Annotated in this window: 18 protein-coding genes; 8 read left to right on the forward strand and 10 right to left on the reverse strand. The window is 54.7% G+C overall.

Going from position 1 to position 20,196, the window contains the following annotated elements; all coding sequences use genetic code 11:
• Nucleotides 1-46 precede the first annotated feature (46 nt).
• From ACQY5P_RS10025 to ACQY5P_RS10040, 4 genes are all read right to left on the reverse strand, one after another.
• On the reverse strand, nt 47-3,217 hold the full coding sequence (locus ACQY5P_RS10025; protein WP_428410602.1) for an efflux RND transporter permease subunit: 3,171 nt from the start codon (nt 3,215-3,217) through the stop codon (nt 47-49).
• Nucleotides 3,214-4,758, reverse strand: a complete 1,545-nt coding sequence (locus tag ACQY5P_RS10030; RefSeq protein WP_428410603.1) for an efflux RND transporter periplasmic adaptor subunit — start codon at nt 4,756-4,758, stop codon at nt 3,214-3,216. The genes ACQY5P_RS10025 and ACQY5P_RS10030 overlap by 4 nt, the downstream gene beginning before the upstream one ends.
• A complete protein-coding gene (locus tag ACQY5P_RS10035; protein ID WP_428410604.1) occupies nt 4,755-5,999 on the reverse strand; it encodes a TolC family protein in 1,245 nt (414 codons plus the stop codon). The genes ACQY5P_RS10030 and ACQY5P_RS10035 overlap by 4 nt, the downstream gene beginning before the upstream one ends.
• 92 nt (nt 6,000-6,091) lie before the next feature.
• Nucleotides 6,092-6,559, reverse strand: coding sequence for a hypothetical protein (locus ACQY5P_RS10040; protein WP_428410605.1), 468 nt, complete (start codon nt 6,557-6,559; stop codon nt 6,092-6,094).
• A gap of 283 nt (nt 6,560-6,842) precedes the next feature.
• Between ACQY5P_RS10040 and ACQY5P_RS10045 the strand changes: the two genes are divergently transcribed.
• Nucleotides 6,843-7,403, forward strand: a complete 561-nt coding sequence (locus ACQY5P_RS10045; RefSeq protein WP_428410606.1) for a M23 family metallopeptidase — start codon at nt 6,843-6,845, stop codon at nt 7,401-7,403.
• 19 nt (nt 7,404-7,422) lie between these two features.
• Here ACQY5P_RS10045 and ACQY5P_RS10050 read toward each other — a convergent pair whose 3' ends face one another.
• From ACQY5P_RS10050 to ACQY5P_RS10060, 3 genes are all read right to left on the reverse strand, one after another.
• Nucleotides 7,423-9,879: a TonB-dependent receptor gene (locus ACQY5P_RS10050; RefSeq protein WP_428410607.1), complete on the reverse strand. Its 2,457-nt coding sequence runs from the start codon at nt 9,877-9,879 to the stop codon at nt 7,423-7,425.
• A 145-nt stretch (nt 9,880-10,024) separates the two neighbouring features.
• Nucleotides 10,025-11,080 carry a FecR family protein gene (locus ACQY5P_RS10055; RefSeq protein WP_428410608.1) on the reverse strand — a complete coding sequence of 352 codons (1,056 nt, stop codon included), beginning with the start codon at nt 11,078-11,080 and terminating at the stop codon, nt 10,025-10,027.
• Complete coding sequence (locus ACQY5P_RS10060; RefSeq protein WP_428410609.1) at nt 11,073-11,687, reverse strand: RNA polymerase sigma factor; 615 nt, start codon at nt 11,685-11,687, stop codon at nt 11,073-11,075. Before ACQY5P_RS10060 ends, ACQY5P_RS10055 begins: the two co-directional genes overlap by 8 nt.
• Nucleotides 11,688-11,981: 294 nt before the next feature.
• Between ACQY5P_RS10060 and ACQY5P_RS10065 the strand changes: the two genes are divergently transcribed.
• The 5 genes from ACQY5P_RS10065 to ACQY5P_RS10085 all read left to right on the forward strand — a co-directional run bounded on the left by ACQY5P_RS10065 (nt 11,982) and on the right by ACQY5P_RS10085 (nt 16,442).
• Nucleotides 11,982-12,893: a DUF6662 family protein gene (locus ACQY5P_RS10065; protein WP_428410610.1), complete on the forward strand. Its 912-nt coding sequence runs from the start codon at nt 11,982-11,984 to the stop codon at nt 12,891-12,893.
• A gap of 38 nt (nt 12,894-12,931) precedes the next feature.
• Nucleotides 12,932-13,456, forward strand: coding sequence for an FMN-binding protein (locus tag ACQY5P_RS10070; protein WP_428410611.1), 525 nt, complete (start codon nt 12,932-12,934; stop codon nt 13,454-13,456).
• Nucleotides 13,446-14,279, forward strand: coding sequence for an FAD:protein FMN transferase (locus tag ACQY5P_RS10075; RefSeq protein WP_428410650.1), 834 nt, complete (start codon nt 13,446-13,448; stop codon nt 14,277-14,279). The genes ACQY5P_RS10070 and ACQY5P_RS10075 overlap by 11 nt, the downstream gene beginning before the upstream one ends.
• Before the next feature lie 84 nt (nt 14,280-14,363).
• Entirely contained in the window at nt 14,364-14,789 is a 426-nt protein-coding gene (locus tag ACQY5P_RS10080; protein ID WP_428410612.1) for a hypothetical protein, read from the forward strand.
• Nucleotides 14,790-14,960: 171 nt separating this feature from the next.
• Nucleotides 14,961-16,442 carry a TolC family protein gene (locus tag ACQY5P_RS10085; protein WP_428410613.1) on the forward strand — a complete coding sequence of 494 codons (1,482 nt, stop codon included), beginning with the start codon at nt 14,961-14,963 and terminating at the stop codon, nt 16,440-16,442.
• Here the strand turns inward: ACQY5P_RS10085 and ACQY5P_RS10090 are convergent.
• The 3 genes from ACQY5P_RS10090 to ACQY5P_RS10100 form a co-directional block, all read right to left on the reverse strand.
• Entirely contained in the window at nt 16,412-17,059 is a 648-nt protein-coding gene (locus tag ACQY5P_RS10090) for a formyltransferase family protein (RefSeq protein WP_428406735.1), read from the reverse strand. The two genes, ACQY5P_RS10085 and ACQY5P_RS10090, sit on opposite strands and share 31 nt — an antisense overlap.
• Before the next feature lie 373 nt (nt 17,060-17,432).
• Nucleotides 17,433-18,254, reverse strand: a complete 822-nt coding sequence (locus ACQY5P_RS10095) for a DUF4198 domain-containing protein (protein ID WP_428406736.1) — start codon at nt 18,252-18,254, stop codon at nt 17,433-17,435.
• Nucleotides 18,255-18,289: 35 nt separating this feature from the next.
• Complete coding sequence (locus ACQY5P_RS10100) at nt 18,290-18,691, reverse strand: metal-sensitive transcriptional regulator (protein ID WP_428406737.1); 402 nt, start codon at nt 18,689-18,691, stop codon at nt 18,290-18,292.
• Nucleotides 18,692-19,246: 555 nt separating this feature from the next.
• Here ACQY5P_RS10100 and ACQY5P_RS10105 point away from each other — a divergent pair.
• Together ACQY5P_RS10105 and ACQY5P_RS10110 are read left to right on the forward strand one after the other, a co-directional pair.
• Nucleotides 19,247-19,495 (forward strand): hypothetical protein, encoded by a 249-nt coding sequence (locus tag ACQY5P_RS10105; protein ID WP_428406738.1) that lies wholly within the window; start codon nt 19,247-19,249, stop codon nt 19,493-19,495.
• 103 nt (nt 19,496-19,598) lie between these two features.
• The gene (locus ACQY5P_RS10110) at nt 19,599-20,135 is read left to right on the forward strand and encodes a copper-binding protein (protein WP_428406739.1); all 537 of its coding nucleotides are present in this window, start codon (nt 19,599-19,601) and stop codon (nt 20,133-20,135) included.
• The last annotated feature ends 61 nt before the right edge of the window (nt 20,136-20,196 follow it).

Genomic DNA, 20,196 nt, shown 5'->3' on the forward strand with positions numbered 1-20,196 from the left:
CGTGTTTCTGACCAACGCGATTTGCAATCAGCCAATCGCTGTATGCTTACTCTGCCGGCGCCAGTTTCGGCCCGATAGAGTCAATCTGTTCAACGGGCTGCAACGCCCGCCGGTTCCACAGGAAGTAAACTGCCGGGATGACGACAAGGGCGAGCACCGTTGTGCTGACGATGCCGCCGATCATCGGTGCGGCGATGCGGCGCATGACTTCCCCGCCGGCGCCGTGGCCATACATGATCGGCAGGAGGCCTGCGAAGATGACCGCGAAGGTCATCATGATCGGCCGCAGACGCCGCAGCGCGCCCTTGGCGATAGCGTCAGCAAAATGCGCTTCATCAAGCGGCGCGCCTTCCTCGCGCGCCGTCGCATTCGCCGCCGCGACTTCCTGCTTCAGATACATGATCATCAACACGCCGATTTCGACGGCAACGCCGGCGAGCGCGATGAACCCGACGGCGACGGCGACGGACATATTGAAGCCGAGGACGAACATCAGCCACAGTCCGCCGACAAGCGCGAAAGGCAAGGTGCCCAGAATAATCAGGACGTCAGCGACGTTCCTGAAGTTCAGGAACAGGAGCAGCATGATGATAACGAGCATGCCCGGCCCCACATAGGCGAAGCGTTCCTTGGCGCGCTGCATATATTCATACTGTCCGGACCAGGAGATGGAATAGCCCGCCGGCAGGTCCACGTTTTCAGCAACCACATTCCGTGCCTCCTCGACATAGGAGCCGATGTCCCGCCCGGCGATGTCCACATAGATCCAGCCGTTAAGCCGCGCATTCTCGCTGCGGATGATCGCCGGTCCTTCATTGATGCGGATGTCGGCGATGCGACCGAGCGGAATCTCCGCGCCCGACGCTGTGACGATTGGCAATTCGCGCAGACGCGCTGGCGAATCGCGCACATCGCGCGGATATCTGAGATTGATCGGATAGCGTTCAAGACCTTCGACGCTCTGCCCGATGGTCATGCCGCCGATCGCGGTGCGCACGATATCCTGGACATCGGCGATATTGAGACCGAAGCGCGCCGCCGCTTCGCGATTGATATCAACATCGATGAACCGCCCGCCGGTCACGCGTTCTGCGTATACTGACGCCGTGCCATCGACGCCCTGCAGGACGTTCTCGATGTCGCGGCCAACCTCTGCGATGACGTTGAGATCGGGTCCGGCGACCTTGACGCCGACCGGCGTCTTGATCCCGGTCGCCAGCATGTCGAGCCGGTTCTTGATCGGCATGATCCAGACATTGGTGAGGCTCGGCACATCGACGAGCGAATTCAATTCGGCCTTGAGCGAGTCCATGGTGACCCCGGGACGCCATTCGTCGCGCGGTTTCAACTGGATCGTGGTCTCGATCATCGGCAGCGGCGCCGGATCGGTCGCCGTCTCCGCCCTGCCCGCCTTGCCGTAAACGGTCTCAACTTCGGGAATGGTCTTGATCAGCTTATTGGTTTGCTGAACGACCTGGGCGACCTTTCCGGCGGAGATGCCAGGATAGGCGCTCGGCATATACAGCAGATCGCCTTCATCGAGATCAGGCATGAACTCGCCGCCGATAAGACTTGCCGGGATCGCCATGCTCGCCATCAACAAGGCGGCGGCGCCAATGGTCGCCCAGGGGCGGCGCAACGCCAGCCCGATAATTGGCCGATATCCGCGCATGAGCAGAAGATTGACCGGGTTTTTATGCTCCGGGGCGATGCGTCCCCGCACCAGCAATCCGATCAGCACCGGGACGAGCGTCACCGACAGGATCGTCGCCGCCGCCATGGCGTAGGTTTTGGTGAAGGCCAGCGGCGAGAACAGCCGTCCCTCCTGCGCTTGCAGCGCGAAGATCGGCGTAAAGCTCAGCGTAATGATAAGAAGCGAGAAGAACAGCGGCGGCCCGACCTCGACGCAAGCATCTGCAATCACCCGCCAGCGCGCCACGCCCTTAACATCGCTATTTTCTTCCAGCTTCTTGTGCACATTCTCGATCATCACAATGGTCGCATCGACCATGGCGCCGATAGCGATGGCGATGCCGCCGAGCGACATGATATTGGCGGTGATGCCTTGCGCATTCATAACGATAAACGCTGCGAGCACGCCCAAGGGCAGACTGATCACGACAACGAGCGCGGATCGCAAATGATAAAGAAAGAGGGCGCAGACCAGTGCGACGATGAGGAATTCCTCAAACAGTTTTCCTTGCAGCGTCTCGACGGCGCGCTCGATCAGCTTTGAGCGGTCATAGGTTGTGACCAGCTCAACGCCTTCCGGCAAACTCGCCTTCAGGGTTTCGAGTTTCTTTTTGACGCGCTTGATCGTCGCTTCGGCGTTGCCGCCGGCGCGCATGATGATAACGCCGCCGACCGCCTCGCCTTCGCCGTTGAGTTCGCCGACGCCGCGGCGCAGCTCCGGACCGAGCCTCACTCCCGCTACATCGCGGAGCAGGATTGGCGTACCCGCCTCGTTCACGCGCAGCGGAATGCGTTCGAGGTCTTCGATAGACTCGACATAGCCGCCGGCGCGGACAATATATTCGGCCTCCGCCATTTCGACGACGCGCCCGCCCGATTCCATATTGCCGCGTTCAATGGCGCGGCGGGCCTCGGCCAGCGGGATGCCGAAAGACCGCAACCGATTGGGATCGACGACCACCTGATACTGCTTGACCATGCCGCCGATGGCGGCGACTTCCGAGACGCCTTCGATGGTCTGAAGCTCATATTTCAGGAACCAGTCCTGCAGCGACCGCAGATCGGCAAGATTATGCCGGCCGGTCTTGTCGATCAAAGCATATTGGTAGACCCAGCCGACACCGGTCGCATCGGGGCCGAGCGCCGGTTTCGCCGCTTCCGGCAGTTGCGCAGCGACCTGGCTTAAATATTCGAGAACGCGCGAGCGCGCCCAGTAAAGATCGGTTCCATCCTCGAAGATGATGTAGACGTAAGAATCGTTGAAAAAAGAGTAGCCGCGCACTGTTTTCGCGCCGGGCACGGCGAGCATCGCCGTCGCCAGCGGATAGGTGACTTGATCCTCGACAACCTGCGGCGCCTGTCCAGGATAGCTGGTCTTGATGATGACCTGCACGTCGGAGAGATCGGGGATCGCGTCGAGCGGCGTCGAACGCAGAGAAATGACGCCGGCGACCGCGAGAAACAGCGCCCCGATAACGACCAGGAAACGGTTTTCTATCGAACCGCGGATGATTTGGGAGATCATTGTTCGTCTCCCGTTTTATCGTCTTCCGGCATCGGTTCGAGCATGTCGAGTACATAGCCTGTCTCGGTCTCGCGAAAGGCGAAGCGCACCGGTTCGCCGGCCTTGACGCTCATCAAGTCGATTTCGGGCGAGGCCTTGAACGCCATCACCATCGACGGCCAACCGATTTCCGGGACGGGCTTGTGATCGATGGTCACGCTTTTTGCGTCCATATCGACTGAAACGACGCGCCCCTCGGCGCCGACGGCATCACTCTCTTTCATGTCACCCGCCGGCATGTTCATGTTCGACATGGACATCCCGTCCATATCCATCGGCGCGTTCTCTTCAGTGTCGGGCGCCGCCATGCGCAACAGGCCCGCATCGAGGCTCGCTTCCGAATCGATCAGGAACTGGCTTTCAACGACGACGCGCTCGCCTGCCGCGAGTCCGCCGAGCACTTCGACTTTGCCGCCGCTTTCCATGCCGGTTTTGACTTCCGCCGGGCGGAAGCGTCCCTCGCCCAGGGCGAGGATAACGCGATCGCCCCTGCTCGACCGGATGACGGCCGATTGCGGGATTGTCAGGACGCCTTGTTTGGGCTCAGCGCCGATCGTCACATTGGCGAACATATTCGGCCGCAAGCGGTCGCCGGGATTGGGAAACCGCAAACGAACCTGCACCGTACGCGTCATCATTTCAGCGGTCGGATAGACATAATCGACAACGCCTTCCCATGTTTCGCCGGGAAACGCCGGCAAGGTCATGATCGCGCGATCGCCAGCCGAAACCCAGGCGGCCTCCGTGTCGAACACGTCGGCGATGATCCAGACACTTGAAAGCTCGGCGAGCCGCACGGCCATGTCGCTGGGCTTCAAATACATGCCCTCACGGGCGTTCAGCATGGTGACGACGCCCGCTTGCGGCGTTTTCACGGCAACAAGACGCATTTGCTTTTGAGTGCGCTTCAGCTCCGCGATTTGACCGGCGCTCATGCCGAGCGCAGTCAGCCGCTCGCTCGCCGCCTCAATTAACGGCGGACGCCCGATTTTCAGCGCCTGGATGAATTCCGACTGCGCCGCCACCAGGGCCGGCGCATAGAGTTCGAACAGGACATCGCCTACCTCTACTTTCTCGCCAACGGCTTCAACGTGCAGTTTTTCAATCCAGCCTTCGGCGCGAACGTGAATGTCCGATCGCGCTTCCTCGTCGATCATGATCGAGCCGACCGTATTGATGTCACGCGCCATATTCTCACGCACGACATCCGCGGTTTTGACGCCGATATTCTGAACAACGGCGGCGTTTATTTTCAGCGACGGTTCGCCGCCGCCATCTTCATCGCCTTCATAGACAGGAATGAGATCCATCCCCATCGGCGACTTGCCGGGCTTGTCCCGCCGATAGTTAGGGTCCATGGGCGCCACCCAATATTCAATCTTGCGTTCGCCAGTGTCCGCTGTTTCCCCGGACGAATGCCCGTTGCCCTGCCGCAACAGAAAGAATGCGCTCGCGGCGCCAATTGCGATCAATAAGACGATGATTATGCGAAATTTTGTCATTGGTCGTCTCCTGCGAGATAGGAAAGCCGCGCCCACGCCTTCGCGCGTTCGACGCGCAATTCGAGGCGTTTCAGCTCAGCATCGAGTTCGGCGAGCTGACTGCGGATAAGTTCGGGAAAATCTGTAAGTCCGCCGCCATAGGCAGAAACCGAGGCGTCTGCTGTTTCATTGGCGCGCTTGATAACGGCGTCATCGTATAGGGCGACGCGCTGGTCCAACTGCGTCCAGTCAGCATAAGCGCGTACAAGATCGCGCCTTAAGTCGAGCAATGTCGTCGCGCGATCGAGTTCCGCGGCGGACTTGTCCTTCCGAGCCGCCGACAAGGCGCGATCCTGACGCTTGCCCGTAAATAACGGGATCGTCAGGCTGACCCCGACGCTGGCGAAATCGGGCCGGTCGGCGCCTCGGGCGCCATATCCGCCTTCGATCGCCCAGGCCGGTTTGTAGGCTTGCTTTGCGAGTTCGACATCGGTTTCTTCGACGCCGATCATGGCGTCGCTGACCCGCACGATGGGATGACGAACGAGGCGAGTTTCAATTTCACCCACGGCGCCGGGCGAGGTGAACGCCGGCAGAATGTCCGGTGAAGGACGCGAGGCGTTAGCGCCGATAAATCGTGAAAGTTCGGCTTCCGCCGTGGCGCGTCGTTGCTGCAATTCAGCGAGCTTGTCGTCGAGCAGCGACAGCTCAAGTTCGGCGCGCAGCACGTCCTGACTTGTCAGCTTTCCTTGTGCAAACGACGCGCTTAACGCATCGATGAGCTCGCTGACCGCATTGCGCCTCTCCTCAACAAGGGCCTGCGCGTTAGCTGCATGAAATTTATCCAGCCAAGCAAGCCGCACCGAAAGCGCGACATTGCGAACAGTCGCCTCGCGGCGCATGCGTTCGATTTCCGCCTCGCCCTCGCGCTTTTCGCGATTGAGCCGTAAAGTAGAGCCGCGCGGAATCTCCTGACGCAATCCCACTTGCGCTTGCGTCATGGGCTCCTGGCCGAATGCGAATGTGTCGGTTGGCACATTTGCGAGCGCAGTCCGTAAAGTCGGGTCCGGTAATTGCGAATCTGAAACGGCGCGATCTTCTTGCGCCGCCGCCCTTACGTCGAACCGAGCGTAGGCCGGGTCTTCGGCGGTGACGGCGATCTCAACCGCTTCGCTCAATTCCAGCGGTTGACCGGCGGCGTGTGCATTCGCCAACGCCAGTCCAGCGACAGCCGCAGCCATCGCGCCAATAATCTTTAGCATGATAATTCTCAAATCTGAGCACGTTCAACAAGCGCCCCGCGCCTCAAAGGCGTGGAAACGGTGACGACGTCCGCACTAAATTGCGGGCATGCTCAGATTCGAGGAGGCGGCGGGTCTAGATGAGAGGGTGTTGCAAGCCCCGAATCGATTTGCGGGATTGCATATTGCACTATGCGGAAGGCCGGTTCTTGAGCCGCTGACAGGACCGGACCTGAATAAAAGCCCGGGCAGGCAAGCGCGCAGGCGGCGGCGCAGCCGGCGTCATGCGATTGCTGGGGCGCGCCGTCCATATCCGCGCAATCGTCCGGATCCATGCCGGTCATTTTCATTGGCGCGTCATGTGACGTCATCTCCGCCATCTCCTTATCAGAACCCATGGAGACGCAGGATGCGAGCGCCGCCGCCGGAGCGACAGCCATCGACAGCATCAGGGTTATGAACAGCAAAATCCGCATTAACTTGAATATTTGCCCGCCTAGGCGGATTGTCAATCGGGCAAATAATGTATGCGCTGGCTGAATAAATTCTAAATAACCGTAAATCCTTGTGAAGCCTGCCACGCAACCCCAGGCGGAAAAGCCCGGTGTTCAAGTTCTGCGCCGCGTTCGGATTAGCAGGCATCTTGGGCGCAATGGCGCAGCCCCTGCCGATAGAAACGAGAACACTTCGCAACTGTGCTCACCCATATGTGAAATCGGAGCGACCAATGGGTGGCTGCATGACCCGCCCGCCGCCTCAGGAATTCCATATTCTTGATGGAAGATATTGGCGATCTGAAGCGTATTTGGAATGCCTGATTACTCGTTTTACAGTTTTTGTTTGACCATACTGGCGGCGTTTTCTTTGAGCGCGTGCGCAACGCCCCCAACCGCCGGCGCTCCAGAACCCGATACGCCGATGGCCATGGGCAAGTTCGCCTCAACGCTGCATCTCTGCAAAGGCGGTCATATCGATAACGCGCCGCCAACAGACAGCAGGCGCCACATAATCAATTATCGCCCTTTCGCCAATGTTGCCGGCGTTTCGCTGGCGCGCGCGCCGGTTCGGCGCGCCTGTTTCTCATCGGGTTTTGGCTTTCGCCACGACCGCACAGGACGTCACAACGGCATAGATTTATCGACCGGACATCCTCACGCGGTCTACGCCGCTGAGGACGGCGTCGTTGAAGAAATGCGAAGCGCCGGCGGGTATGGCAATATGATCTTAATACGCCATAACAACCGCCTAAAAACGCGTTACGCTCATCTTTCAACTTTCGCCTCTTCGATGCATGTCGGCCACGACGTTCGCCAAGGCGACGTTATCGGTAAAACCGGCAATACAGGAAATGCGGAAGCGGTTATCCTCCACTATGAAATCATCGTTGACGGCGAGCCGCACGATCCCATGAGTCAGCTATTTTGATCCCTAAGCAACGGCTTAATTAGAAATTGCGGCGAAGCTGAACCCCATACTGTCGAGGCTCGCCCAAGACAGTGACCGGGACAGAAAGATCAGCTGCGCCAGCAGCGTTTCTGCCCACCGTTATATAGGTTGCGTAACGGTTGTCCGTTAGGTTTGTCCCATAAACCGATAACTCCCAGAGCTCATTCGGCGAAATGTAGCTTACGCGCGCGTTCAATAATGAATATGTGTCGGATCGAAACTGCGGTAGATTGTTGCGTTTAAAATCAACGGTGTCCCGCCACGCAAAATCGCCACGGAGCAATATTTCGCCGACGTTGCCGAGATCGACACTGTATTGCGCGCCCAGAGAATAGGACCAGTCAGGCGCATTCGCCAATCTATTGCCGGAGAAATCCTCTCCACCCTCGAAGAAGACATCATACTTTGCATCCAAGTAGGCAACCGTGGCGTTTAAATCTAGATTATCGGCCACGCGGGCAACGAACTCGGCTTCGACGCCTTTGACTGTCGCTTGCCCCGCATTACTGGTCGTTGCGACCCCACCGACAAACTCCACGACCTGAAGGTTGGTGTAGTCATAATAAAATACACCGAGATTCGCGCGGAGTCTTTGGTTGAACAGCGTAGACTTTACACCCGCTTCGTAACTCCACAAAAACTCCGGATCAAAAGCTCCCGCATCACCCAGCTGAAAGCCTCCTGACTTGAACCCTCGCGTTGCAGACGCATATGCAAGTACATTATCACTAACGTCGAAATCGAGAGAAAAACGCGGAGTCCATGCGTCAAAGTCAGCGGTCGGAGATCCGCTATCTACCTCCATATCATTCACAAATGTTGAAAAGTTGTACTTTTTCTTCTCGTAACTGTAACGAATGCCCGCGGTTGCACGAAGACGGTCTGTAACATGCAACGTTCCTTGCCCAAAGGCGGCGTATGCGTTTGTCACATTACTTTCGGGAATAATGATCTGAGGATTCTGAAAGAGCAGGTCAATTCCGCCCACGCCATCCTCGTTCAAGAAAAAGACGCCAGCGATCCATTCCAAGCGGCCTGGATCCACGTTGTAAAGCTGAAGTTCCTGAGAAAATGACTTCGAATTCTCACGAAACCCAATGTCAAAGATGAATAAGTCCGTACCATCCGCGTCGATAGTTTGGGTTACGTCGCTTTCCCGATAAGCGGTGTAGGATTTGAGGCCGAGACTTTCGCCAGTCCACGTCCCCGTGGCTGATAGGCCCCAAACGTCGGTATTACTGACAGGCATCGTATCAAACGCCACTTCACGGTCCCCAGTCGGGATAGTTGCGCCAGCATCGACAATGTCTTGCGCATACATCGCGCGAATGGCTGGAAAACCTGTTTCGCGCTCAATATTAAAATCTCCCCGTAGGACGAGCTCAAAATTGTCTGTCACGTCATATGCAAGACTAGCCCGGCCAGCAATCGTGTCCTGATCCTGGTACTCGTCCCCCGTTACGACATCGGTATAGATGCCGTCGCGCTTGTTTCTCAGCAAAGTCAGGCGGCCCCGGACCTTATCAGAAAGCGGCCCGGACACAGTTCCGCTGTATGTGCGCTTGTCAAAATTCCCAAACGAAACCCCCATCACGCCTTCGAACTCATCGCTTGGCGCTTTCGAAACGATATTCAGCGTACCGCCAGTTGAGTTCCGCCCGAATAGCACGCCCTGTGGGCCACGAAGCAATTCAACCCGTTCGATATCAAACATATCCTGATAGCCAGTCGTGGGTCGCGGCTGGTATATGCCGTCAACATACACCGTAACACTTGGATCGGTCGCAACACCGAACGCGGAAGTGCCAATTCCGCGAATATTGACGATTGCCATGGAATCATTGGTTACGGTGATGCCCGGAACGAAAAATTGAAAATCTTCTATTGTTCGTATCCCGATGTTCGCCATAACTTCGCCAGAAAGCGCAGAGACACTCAAAGGGGTGTCCTGAATGTCAGACTCGCGTTTCTCCGCCGTCACAACGATCTGATCAAACAATGATCTGCTGGAGCCGCCATTCCCCCCCGCGGCTGCGTCCTGCCCCTGGGCGGCGCTAGCAGCCGACCCCAAAATCACAGCTGAAACGCTCGCTAACAGTGATGCATTTTTCTTTTTGCGTATAACCACGTCACCCTCCCGGTCCTGACCATTGTTTTTACGGCGTTGGGTGACCACGATCACCCCGCTTTCTTTCAGGCCGCCAGAGAACTCCGTGTCTTTAAACAGTACTTTAAGCGCTTCGTCTGTTGTATAACGCCCAAATACAGGATTAATGCCTTTTCGATCAGCCAACTCAAAAGGGTAAAGTACGTTAGCATCAGCAATTTTGGCGAGAACCTCCAGCGCTTCTCCAAAGGTCCTCTGGTTGATGCTAAAATCGTGCTTCCTTGTATGCCCTTTCGCCCACACCGTGCTGGAAATACTTGCACAAACTATGAGCAAGCTCAAAAGCACGATTATACGCGTTGAGCACTGTAGTTCCTTTTTTGTCGGCCTAACGATTAACACGGGCATGCATCACCGCCAGCCTAATAGTAACGATGCCGGCTGGGGCGCGATCCACAGTAGAGGGATTATTTTTTTTGAACCAACACTCATATCATTCATGAGCATCGTGGCCCAAAGCCCTTGACAATTTCACGTGATTAGGATCGAGCCGCTCAACGGTCAACCCAAATGTTAGCTCAAGCGAATCTAACAGCGCTTCTGTTTCTCCCAGTTTAAAAAAACCGGCGACCGGTAAGGCTCTTAACTGGGGGTCGGTAATTTCGATCTTGACCTCCGTATAACGGCTTACGTCATCGATGACATTTCCGAGCGGCTCGCCCGCATAAGCGAGCATCCCCTTTTTCCACGCCAGTTTACGACTCAAATCTGCCGGCTCCAGAATCTCTAGCCTCTTAACGTGATCGTCGTAAGTAATAGATTGTCTTGCAGTTATTTCTGTAATAGTTGAATATGCAGAATCCTTCAGAGAAGCGTCCGGTTCCTGCTCATCTATGGAGTATAGGGCGACGCGGCCCTCTTCTACTGTCAATTCAAGTGCGGTTTTATTGCGTAACCGTACGCTGAACGCCGTACCCACCGCTCTCGCCGCTCGATTGGAGGCATAAACCACAAACGGCCGGATCGATTCTTTTGCTATACGGAAATACGCCTCACCCTCTAATAAGCGGACACTTCGTTCCTCCCGCGAAAAGGCTATTTGTAGGAGGCTATTTGTATTGAGAATTACTGACGACCCATCGGCCAAATTTATCGTACGCTGTTCACCGGTTCTAGTTGCAACCTCTCGTGACTCAAGAGACTTGCGCCTACGATTGAACCAATATACGCCGCCAAACGTAATCGGCATAGCAGAGGCGGCAAAAGCTATGACAGCTCTACGCGTCGCTAGTCGCCGATGAGCTTCTGGATGCCTGATATAGGACTCACCAATATCCTTTAGCTCGCTTAATTGTGCGAGGTCTTCCCAAAGGCCAGATATTGATTCGAAAGCTTCGCGATGCCGATCACTTTGATTGAGCCACCGCTCAAAATCCACGCGCTGTTTGTCGGTAACATCATCACGCCCTAAAAGGACAAACCAAAGGACAGCTTCCGCCTCAAACTCCTTTCTGGTTGGAAAAGTTATGATGTTTTCTCGTTCAGTCATCTTCTTGCGCCGATACTGAAAGCTCGTCTCTTGGCTCTCCACCATTCTTTAATGAAGCACGGCCAATCTCTGACGGTTCGAATCCGCCCTCCAACAGAAACGTGCGGCATTTCAGAAGACCATTCGCCACATGCTTTTCCACTGCGCTAACACTGATATTCATTCTATTTGCAATCTGTTTATAAGGCAGTCCGTCAACGCGACGCATTAGAAATGCCTCACGGCATTTTGGAGGCAAATGAGCGACGGCCGTTGCGAAAGCCGCAAGCTTCCTCCTACCGTCTATATCATCCGTAGCGCTGGACTGGTTCTCATCCAATATGAGATCTGCGCCGCCGAAATCCTCAAGTTTTTCAGTCGGCGAACGTTTGTTTTTCCGGTAATCCGCCAAAGCTACGTTTTTCGCAACCTCGAAGACAAAGGCTTTCGGATTACGAATCTCAGTGCGCAGTTCAGCCGCAAAGCTCTGAACGAAGGCATCTTGCATAAAATCGTCAATATCGCTCGCATCCGTACAAAACCTCCGAATATGCCGGCGAATTGCGGATTCATGTTGTAGAAATATTTTCAATACTCTTGACACGGCGCATGCATTTTCCTTTTGCATTATCATTATCGCAACAAGGTCGGAGCCGCAATTTGCAAAACATCGCTTCTGCGACTGTGGATTCTGGCGTCAATCGCATCATAATGTCTTATACAGTAAAAAACTGCGGAGACTGCGGTTCGGGCTTGCTGATTTATGTGACGGATTGGGCGACAGCACAGGATTCCGCTCAAGCGTTAACTGCCGGCTAACCACATATCGTTAAGAATGAGCGCCCAAAAACTGGCTGCGCTATCGGTTTGTTGTTCTGCGGGCGCTCCCGGTAAAGCGCCAGAGTAAGGGTCGGCGAACACTATGGCGACGACAAACATAAGAAGGAAGCTAGTTGCTAGCGGAATTGCGGCGGCGATGTTTTCGTCAAGCGTGCTCGCCGCCGAGAGCTTTTTAACCCTTACCTTTGGCGTCGACACACTTCCAAAAGGCCAGTCTGAAATTGCATTCGATCTCACCAGGTTCCATGGCGAACGCTTAAGTCCGTATCACGCCATCACATTTTCCGGCCAATATGAACGCGGCGTCGGCGACGATACAAGCATCACGATCGGTCTTGGCGGCTTTTCCGTCGACCACGACGAAAACGCCTTCGGCGCAAATCCGGGCGCGGGTGAAACGCCTATTATTCCAGCGCTCTCGGAAGAACGCCTTTCCCGTTTCTCGCTCGGCGCACAGCGGCGAATTTTAAGCCCTTATACCGACTATTTCGGATTTGCGGTGCGCGCTGACTTTACCTTCGACTGGTTCGAGGACGAATTTACGAATACAAAAACAAAACAGTATTCTCTACGGCCTAGCTTGCTTTTCCAGAAAAACTTCCTGGACGACACGCTCAATGTTGGCGCCAATCTATCCGCCAATTTTCGCTACGGCTGTCAGAAAGGGACAGTGCCGCTTTCCGAGATCTGTCAGGACGAGATCGAATTTCGACCGTCGATTGGAGCCGCCTACCGATTCGCACCCAAATGGAATATCGGCCTTGAAGGATTCTATCGAAAGCGGTTCACCGATCAAAGCGACAGTCCCGGAAGTTTCTATATTGGCCCAAATCTGCATTATGGCGACAAACGCTGGTACGCTACGGCCAGCTTATTCTGGCAGGCTGCGGGATCCGCAGCCTATGTCGAGCCAACTTCCATCCAATATTTGAGCAATGCGACGCGTCTCGAAAACGAAACGGAGTTTCGGCTCCGCGTCGGCGTTAATCTTTAAGTACGGAGTACCATCCAATGAAAATCACTCGACGCACGATGACGGCGGGCATGACAGCGGCTCTGTCATTCACAAATGTTGCTCACGCCACAGAATACTTCACGCTTGAGGCTGTGAAACGGCAACTCTTTCCGGAAGCGACATCATTCGACGACGCGACATTCATGCTGTCGAAGACGCAAAAGAAAGCTATTTCAAAACAATCTCGCACGCGCGTTCGATTTGAAAAGGTTCCACTCTACCGGGCTGTCAATGACGGTCAGACGGTTGGGTTTGTGGTGATTGACGAAGTCTATGGCAAGCACGAGTTCATTACCTACGCGATCGGGCTCACGCCGGACCGCGCCGTTAAGCAGATCGAGATTATGCGCTATCTGGAGACTTATGGCGGCGAAGTTCGAAATCTGGCATGGCGCGCGCAATTCGCTGGTAAACGCGCTGGCGATGTTTTGACGGTAAAGAAGGATATCGCGAACATTTCCGGCGCAACGCTATCATGCGTGCATATCTCTGAGGGCGTCCGGCGCGTATTGGCGACGCTGGAGCTTGTTTATGCAGGATGAACGATTCGTGCGTCGCGCCCAGCCCTGGTTGGGAACGATTGTCGAAATCGCTGCGCCATCGTCGCAGGCCGAATCCATCGACGGCGCGTTCGCCGAAATCGCCGATGTTCACCGTCTAATGTCGTTTCATTCAGAAACCAGCGATCTCGCTTTGTTGCGGCAGACGCGTCCTGGCGAAACGATCAAGATCGATAAAGACACGATAATCGTATTGCAGGCGGCAAAGCGATTTTACGAGAAAACGAGCGGTTTGTTCGATGTCACGATCGCGGCGGAGTTGGTTAAATGGGGATTCCTGCCGCGCCCCGGTAGCTGGGATTCTAAGACCACCGCTGGAACCATGGACGATATCGAGATTATCGGCGACGCGCATGTCAGGATGAACAAACCAGCGCTGATCGACCTTGGCGGCATCGCCAAAGGATATGCGGTCGATCGCGCGGTTAAATTTCTGCAAGATTCGGGCGTCGATGCCGGCGTCGTCAATGCTGGCGGCGATTTGCGTGTCTTCGGCAATTCATCTTGGCCGGTCACACTTCGCGCCGCCGACTGGTCAGGAACCGCTGATGAAATAACACTTGAAGACGGTGCAGTCGCAACATCGGCCAATAAGACAACGAGAACATTTGCGGCTGGCGCGTGGCGCACGCCTCACATTGGCAAGAAGCGAAGTGCAGAGCTTTTTAACGGCTTCGTTTCTGTTTTCGCGCCAATTGCAATGCACGCTGACGCTTTAACCAAGGTAGCGATCGCTGACGCAGCTCTCGCCGCATCGATTGCACCGGAATTCGACGCCGAGATTTTGTTCAGCATCAATGATTGAGTGTGGGTTATGAGTAATAGAAAGTCCGCGGGCGCTAGATTGAACCAATCACTATATTATACCCTGATAAGCTCGAGCGCTACAATGTGGGTTTCCGGCGTCGCATGGCTGTTCTTGCACTATTTTGCACGGACGGAAGGAGAGTTTGGCATCGTCCTTCATCCACTTGAACCCGTCATGCTCCAAATCCACGGCTTTGTTCTCATTCCGGCATTACTGTCGCTTGGCGGGATTTTATTCGGACATATTGGAAGCGGGTGGAACTACAAGAAAAATAAGATCAGCGGTCTCCTCATGCTGGCGTTATTCGCAATTCTCATTGGCACTGGGTATATTCTCTACTACACGGGCAGCGATTTAATCAGGCAGACCTCAAGCTTTGCTCACTGGATAACGGGCCTAGTGATCCCGGCGCTGTTTTTTCAGCATGCTCAGAAACGCGTAAGACGTGATTTCTTAACCAATCGGGGCCTCAATAATTTATCGCCGTCTCCACAGCCCCATCGTTGATAGGCGGCGACGTTAAGTTGTTCCACTTTTCAACAAGCGTTATCAAGGAATCAGCATTATTGGCTCGCGCGAGCCTGCGCCGCCTTTATGGTTAATCAATTGTAAAGGCCCGGCGGCTACCAGTAAAAGGCTAAAAGGCGAAATGCCCATAGCGAGGAAAGTGTAATCCGCTTGAAGCTTCTCTCCACAAAAAAAATAGGCGTCCTTCTGCTCACAGGGCTCGCAGCGCAAGCATCGTTCGCCGCGCAGGCGGCGGATACAGCAGCAGATCAAAGGGAATCACGTTCGTCAGAAGGCGTAATATTAATTCCAAAAGCACCGGCGCCCAATGAAAACAGTAAGTTAACAGCTGCTCTCGGAGACGCTAGCTATATTCTCCGCCGGGTAAAAAGTTTTGATGAATTTCGTCACGATATATCGGCCGCCATCCGCCGTCGGCCGATTCTACTCCAACAGGTCGCCAGAGGCGAAGAAGCGCAGGATCGTGTGCGTCGCGAGCAAAGCATATTATATCCTCAGCTTTCCACATCTCTCAGCGGAGATTATACGCTTGCAAGAAGATTTGCATCATCTACAGACAACGTAGTCGAATCGTTGCGCCCGCGAGATCGATTTACAGGCGGGATCACTGCGTCTCAACTGCTTTTCGATGGCGGTGCGACATCTCAACGGATCAAGAGCGCAAAAGCGTATGAGCGCGAACAGGCGCACACGCTTGTTTCACAAGTCAATGACCTCGCGCTGTCAGCAATTTCGGCATACTATGACCTTGCTCTCCAGCAAGCTCTCGATCAATTCGGTCAGAAATTTATCGCACGCCAGAAAGCGCTTCTCAATGATGTCTTTGAACGCGAAAGTTTGGGAGCGGGTTCGCACGCTGATGTCATTTATATGCGAGCGAAAATAGCAACCTTTAGCGCTCGCGTCTTGCAGAACCATGAGAATATGAAGCTCGCCGAAATCAAATATGGCGAATTTTTCGATACTGAGACGGAACGACTGTTCCTCCCTCTGATCCAGTCGACAGCGAATCCTGCGCACGGCGAAGACCTCGACAAGCATGACGATCCGGAGATTCAGGCCGCCATCGCCCGCAGTGAGCAAGCGCAAGCGGATTTTAAGGCTGAAAGAGCGAGCCGCATACCGGAATTGCGGATCAAGGTTGATGCGTCAGGTTTTGATATTTTAGACCGCAATCCAGACTACGACATCCGCGGGGGCGTCGACATGCAATTCGATCTTTTTACAGGCGGGGCGCGCAAGGCTGCTATTGAAAAAGCGCGCGCCTTTGCGCAGCGACAGAAATTTGACGAAGAACGAATCCGTCAAGAGGTCGAACGGGACACAGCAATCACATTCGAGCGTCGCATTGTGCTTGCCGAACGCCTTCAATCGCTGGCCGAAGCTGTGATCGCCGAACATGCGGCCCGCGATTTGGTCATTGAGCGATTTCGGATTTCACGCGGCGATCTTCGAGACGTGTTGCAAGCTGAAAGCGATTATTTCGAAGCCGGAGAAGCCTATTTAACCGCTCTGGCCGAACTGGATTTGGTGACATATGAACTCATGGAACACACGGGCGATTTGACCCGATATTTTTCGCCGCAAACGCATGAGCTTACTCAGCCATTCGAAGCTTTGGCTCCAGAATGAACCGTTACAGAGGGGCCACAGGCGCGTTTTAACCGTTCCGCTTCGGCGCCTGTCGCGCTTGAGGCCCTGTCACATAGCGCTTTAAATTGGGCGCGTGTGCCCTTTACTTCTGACCACTGCTCTTCCGGCATTGTCGGCATTGGTTCATCACACTCGGCGCAGTGTGCAGCAACAACCGCGAAAACTTCGGTTGCTCTGGCATACGCCAAATCGGCCAATGCAATCCGCTCCGGCGACGGCGGCATTGGAAAACGGTAAACAGCCACGATAGGGCCACTATCAACTAGCGGAGCAATCTCATGCGCTGTAACGCCAAACGTTTTGGCTTGCTCCCAGATTGCAAAACTGTCTGCATGTGAGCCAGGATATTCCGGCGGTCCAGGGTGAATGTTGTAGGGTGTTAATGTAAGCCGAGAGAGGACGTTTGCTGGAACGATGACATCCGTTACAAAGGCAATTAGCCTAGCTGCGCCATTCGTTCTATTAACTGCAGCTGATAAGTCTTCTCTATCATGAGCAGCAAAAATCTCGAGCTGCGGATTGCGCGACAGCAAGAAGTCTTTGAAATATGGCGCCTCTCGACTGCCTGTTAGTAAAATAATTGATCGGACCATCATCTGTTTCCATGTTCATTCCACTCGACTCCCGGTTACATGCGTCCACAACAAAGCGCAATCGGCAGCCATTGAAGCGATGCTAAAGCGTTATGGCCGGGTCATTCGGCATCGTCCGCGAGCCTAAATTCCAAGCATTAGGAGCGCGGTTATTCCTCGAACATCGATTAGTGTACTCAGGAAAAATCCTGAACAATGCTTAATCGAATTCGTAGGGAATTGGTGCGAAATGTCTCTGAATGTTCTGAGCAATTCGGGGCACGCCGCATGCGCGCACCGCCGGCGCTATTGAGCCACTATTGCGAGACCCCAAAAGTCAGCACCCGACAACTGGTAGCGTTGACAATTTACTATCGAAGAACCAATAGAGCAGCGCCTACGGTAGCCGGCCTAGATCGACAGTGAGCGTGGCGTAATCACTATGATAGACGCCGTCGGGTTCATCGGGCAGCGTGATCCAGACCGCCGATAACATGATGACGCCGGACAGCGCATCGGGTACAAGAATCTTGCCGTGTTCATCGGTCGCAACTGACGACGTTTCTCCATCGAACGGAACGATCGTCACTTGCTTGCCGGCGAGCGGTTTGCCGTCAAGCAGCAATCGAAATGAGCCGGCGCCAGCAACAAATTCGAGCTTTTGACCGGCTGGCGTCGCGAGCTTGTTGGCGCCATCACAGGTCTTTATGCAAAAAAAAGTTTTTGCGTGTTTGGCGTAGCTGCGCCGAAGCGGCGGCGAACCGGGCAATGCGTCAAACGCTTCGCGGACCACTGCATCCGCTTCGATTTCATCAAGATAGAGTTCAACATCTTCAGGCGGAATCTCGCCCGCGCGCGGTTTGCTGCTAATGGCGACAACAGCGGTGCCTAATCGCTCGGCAGCAAAGCGCATTGTCAGCGCGGCACCGCCTTCTTCGAACGACACGTCTTCAATAATTTCATCGCCGATGGAGACCGAAAATGACGCAATGCGATCTTTGGCTGGCCCGCTTTCCATATTAGGAAAGGCAAGCGCACTTGTCAGCGCGACACTGACTGTCTCCGCTTCCGTGTGATGGAATTTGTCCGGCAACAGGTATGTCTGGTGTGCGTGTACTGAACCGCCGAGCATTGCGCTCACAAAAAACACACCCGAAAACAAGTTTCGATTGCGGTGAATTAGATTTCTTACTCGAGGCGCAAAAACAGGCAATTTCATATATTCCTCCCGTGACGCCTTCACCCAACGCGTCTCTACCGTTTTGTTTTCTCGAACAAATCCACCAATTCTGAAAATTTTTCCCGTTGGGCTTTCGCGCTGCCGGTCTTGATAACCTCTTCAACGCAATGGTGCGCATGATTTTTAAGGATTTCGCTTTCCACCCGCGATAACGCTGATTTGATCGCCTGCACCTGATGCAGGATATCAATGCAATAGCGGTCCTCCTCGACCATGCGGGCAACCCCGCGGACCTGACCCTCTATGCGGCTTAGGCGATTGATAATGGCCGTCGAGTCAGGCGTTTTTTCCATGATTGACTTATACCCTTTTGGGGTATAAATAGCCTTGGAAGAAAGGTTGGTCAATGCATGGCCAATAGGCCGTTCAAAACTGTTTTGTTTGCTCTCTTGGCGCTGCTCCTCAGCGCCGGGCACAGTGTTTGCGCGAGCCTTTTAGCGCCCGTTGCGGACTCCTCGGTTTTCTCGCGTCAAATTCACACTCCTGACAATGGCCGCTTTCATTCAGCGCACGGACCGCAGGATAACGGGCAAAAACTAACCCGCCATGGCCAACAGCCAAGTGGTCCAGACGAGTCTAGCTGTGAGCACTGTCAGACGGCGCAGTATTTCAAGACGGCGCAGTTTGATCCCGCTGTCGCGATAGCAGGGACCAACATCGCCAAAGTAACAGTTGCGGATGCTTTTCCCGAGAAGCCTGCTACAATCATTTCGCATGCGATTGTCGCCGCTTTTCTGAGGCGCGGCCCGCCCGGCGACACACCCGTTTCCCTAAAAACCACACTATTAATCTAGCGACCTTCCAAAATCGCGCTTGCCACAAAGCGCGGATTGCGCGCGTGCAGAAGCGGTTCTGCATGCGCGTGAATGCGGCGGCGCCTGGTCGCTGAACTCCCCCTAAAAGCGCCGGGCGCCGTTCGACCCCAGTACAGGTCCCAAATCAGTTACGCTATTTTTAGAAGGAGCCATCCCGTGCACAGAATCCTGACTCTCATTTCGGTTGTTTTCGCCGCTGCGGTTTTCTCCGTATCGGCTTATGCTGGCCATCCTGAGCATGACGCAGATCATAAGGCTGAACATTCGGAGGACGCAGCCGATAAGAACTGCGCTCACGATCCGGCGTCAGACGACAACGATCACAAGGAAAATGCAGATCATAGCCACGATCATGGCGGTGATGACGACGATCATGGCCATGAATGCGAGACCGATGCGCGCTAATGGGCCGAAAATAATGCTAGCCGCGACTCCGCTGATGTCGGCTAGTTATGGCCTTATTTAGGTCCGTTTCAATGTTGATTTATCCAACCCCAAGGAGGTGTTTATGAAAAAACAACTAGGCGCATTCGCGGCCGCAATCGGCGCCGCCTCTATGCTGTCGCCTGCAGGCGCTGTTTCACCGGAGCAAAAGATGGATCATGCCGCTATGGAGCATGGCGCGATGATGGAAAACAGCGATCACTGCGGTATGCATATGGGTGAAGGCGTCATCGACGCGATCGATGTTAAAAAATCCAAAGCCGCCATCTCGCACAAACCGATAGACTCAATCGGCTGGCCCGAAATGAGGATGGAGTTCGCAATTAAAAAACCGGTCGATCTGAGCGCTTTTGCAACCGGCGAACGCGTCCATTTCCTACTGAAAGCCGAAAAGGACAAATCCTATTCGATCGCCGCGATGTGCTCGCTAGACGTCGAGGATGGCGCCCACGAGGCCTGCATGGCGCACATGCACGACGTCGCGATGAAAGCCGCCGCGGAAGACGGCCGCTCCTGCGACATGGAAGGCATGGGCGACATGCACGGCATGGATCACTCCTCCCATGGAAAAAGCGAAGAAGCGCACAAAGGACATCACTGAGCTTGCGAGCGGCCCGCGCACCCAAGGCGGGCCGCCTTTTCGCATATTTGAGAAATGGAGA

Origin of the sequence: Hyphococcus sp. (genome assembly GCF_965267305.1) — a bacterium.
Lineage (GTDB): Bacteria > Pseudomonadota > Alphaproteobacteria > Caulobacterales > Parvularculaceae > Hyphococcus.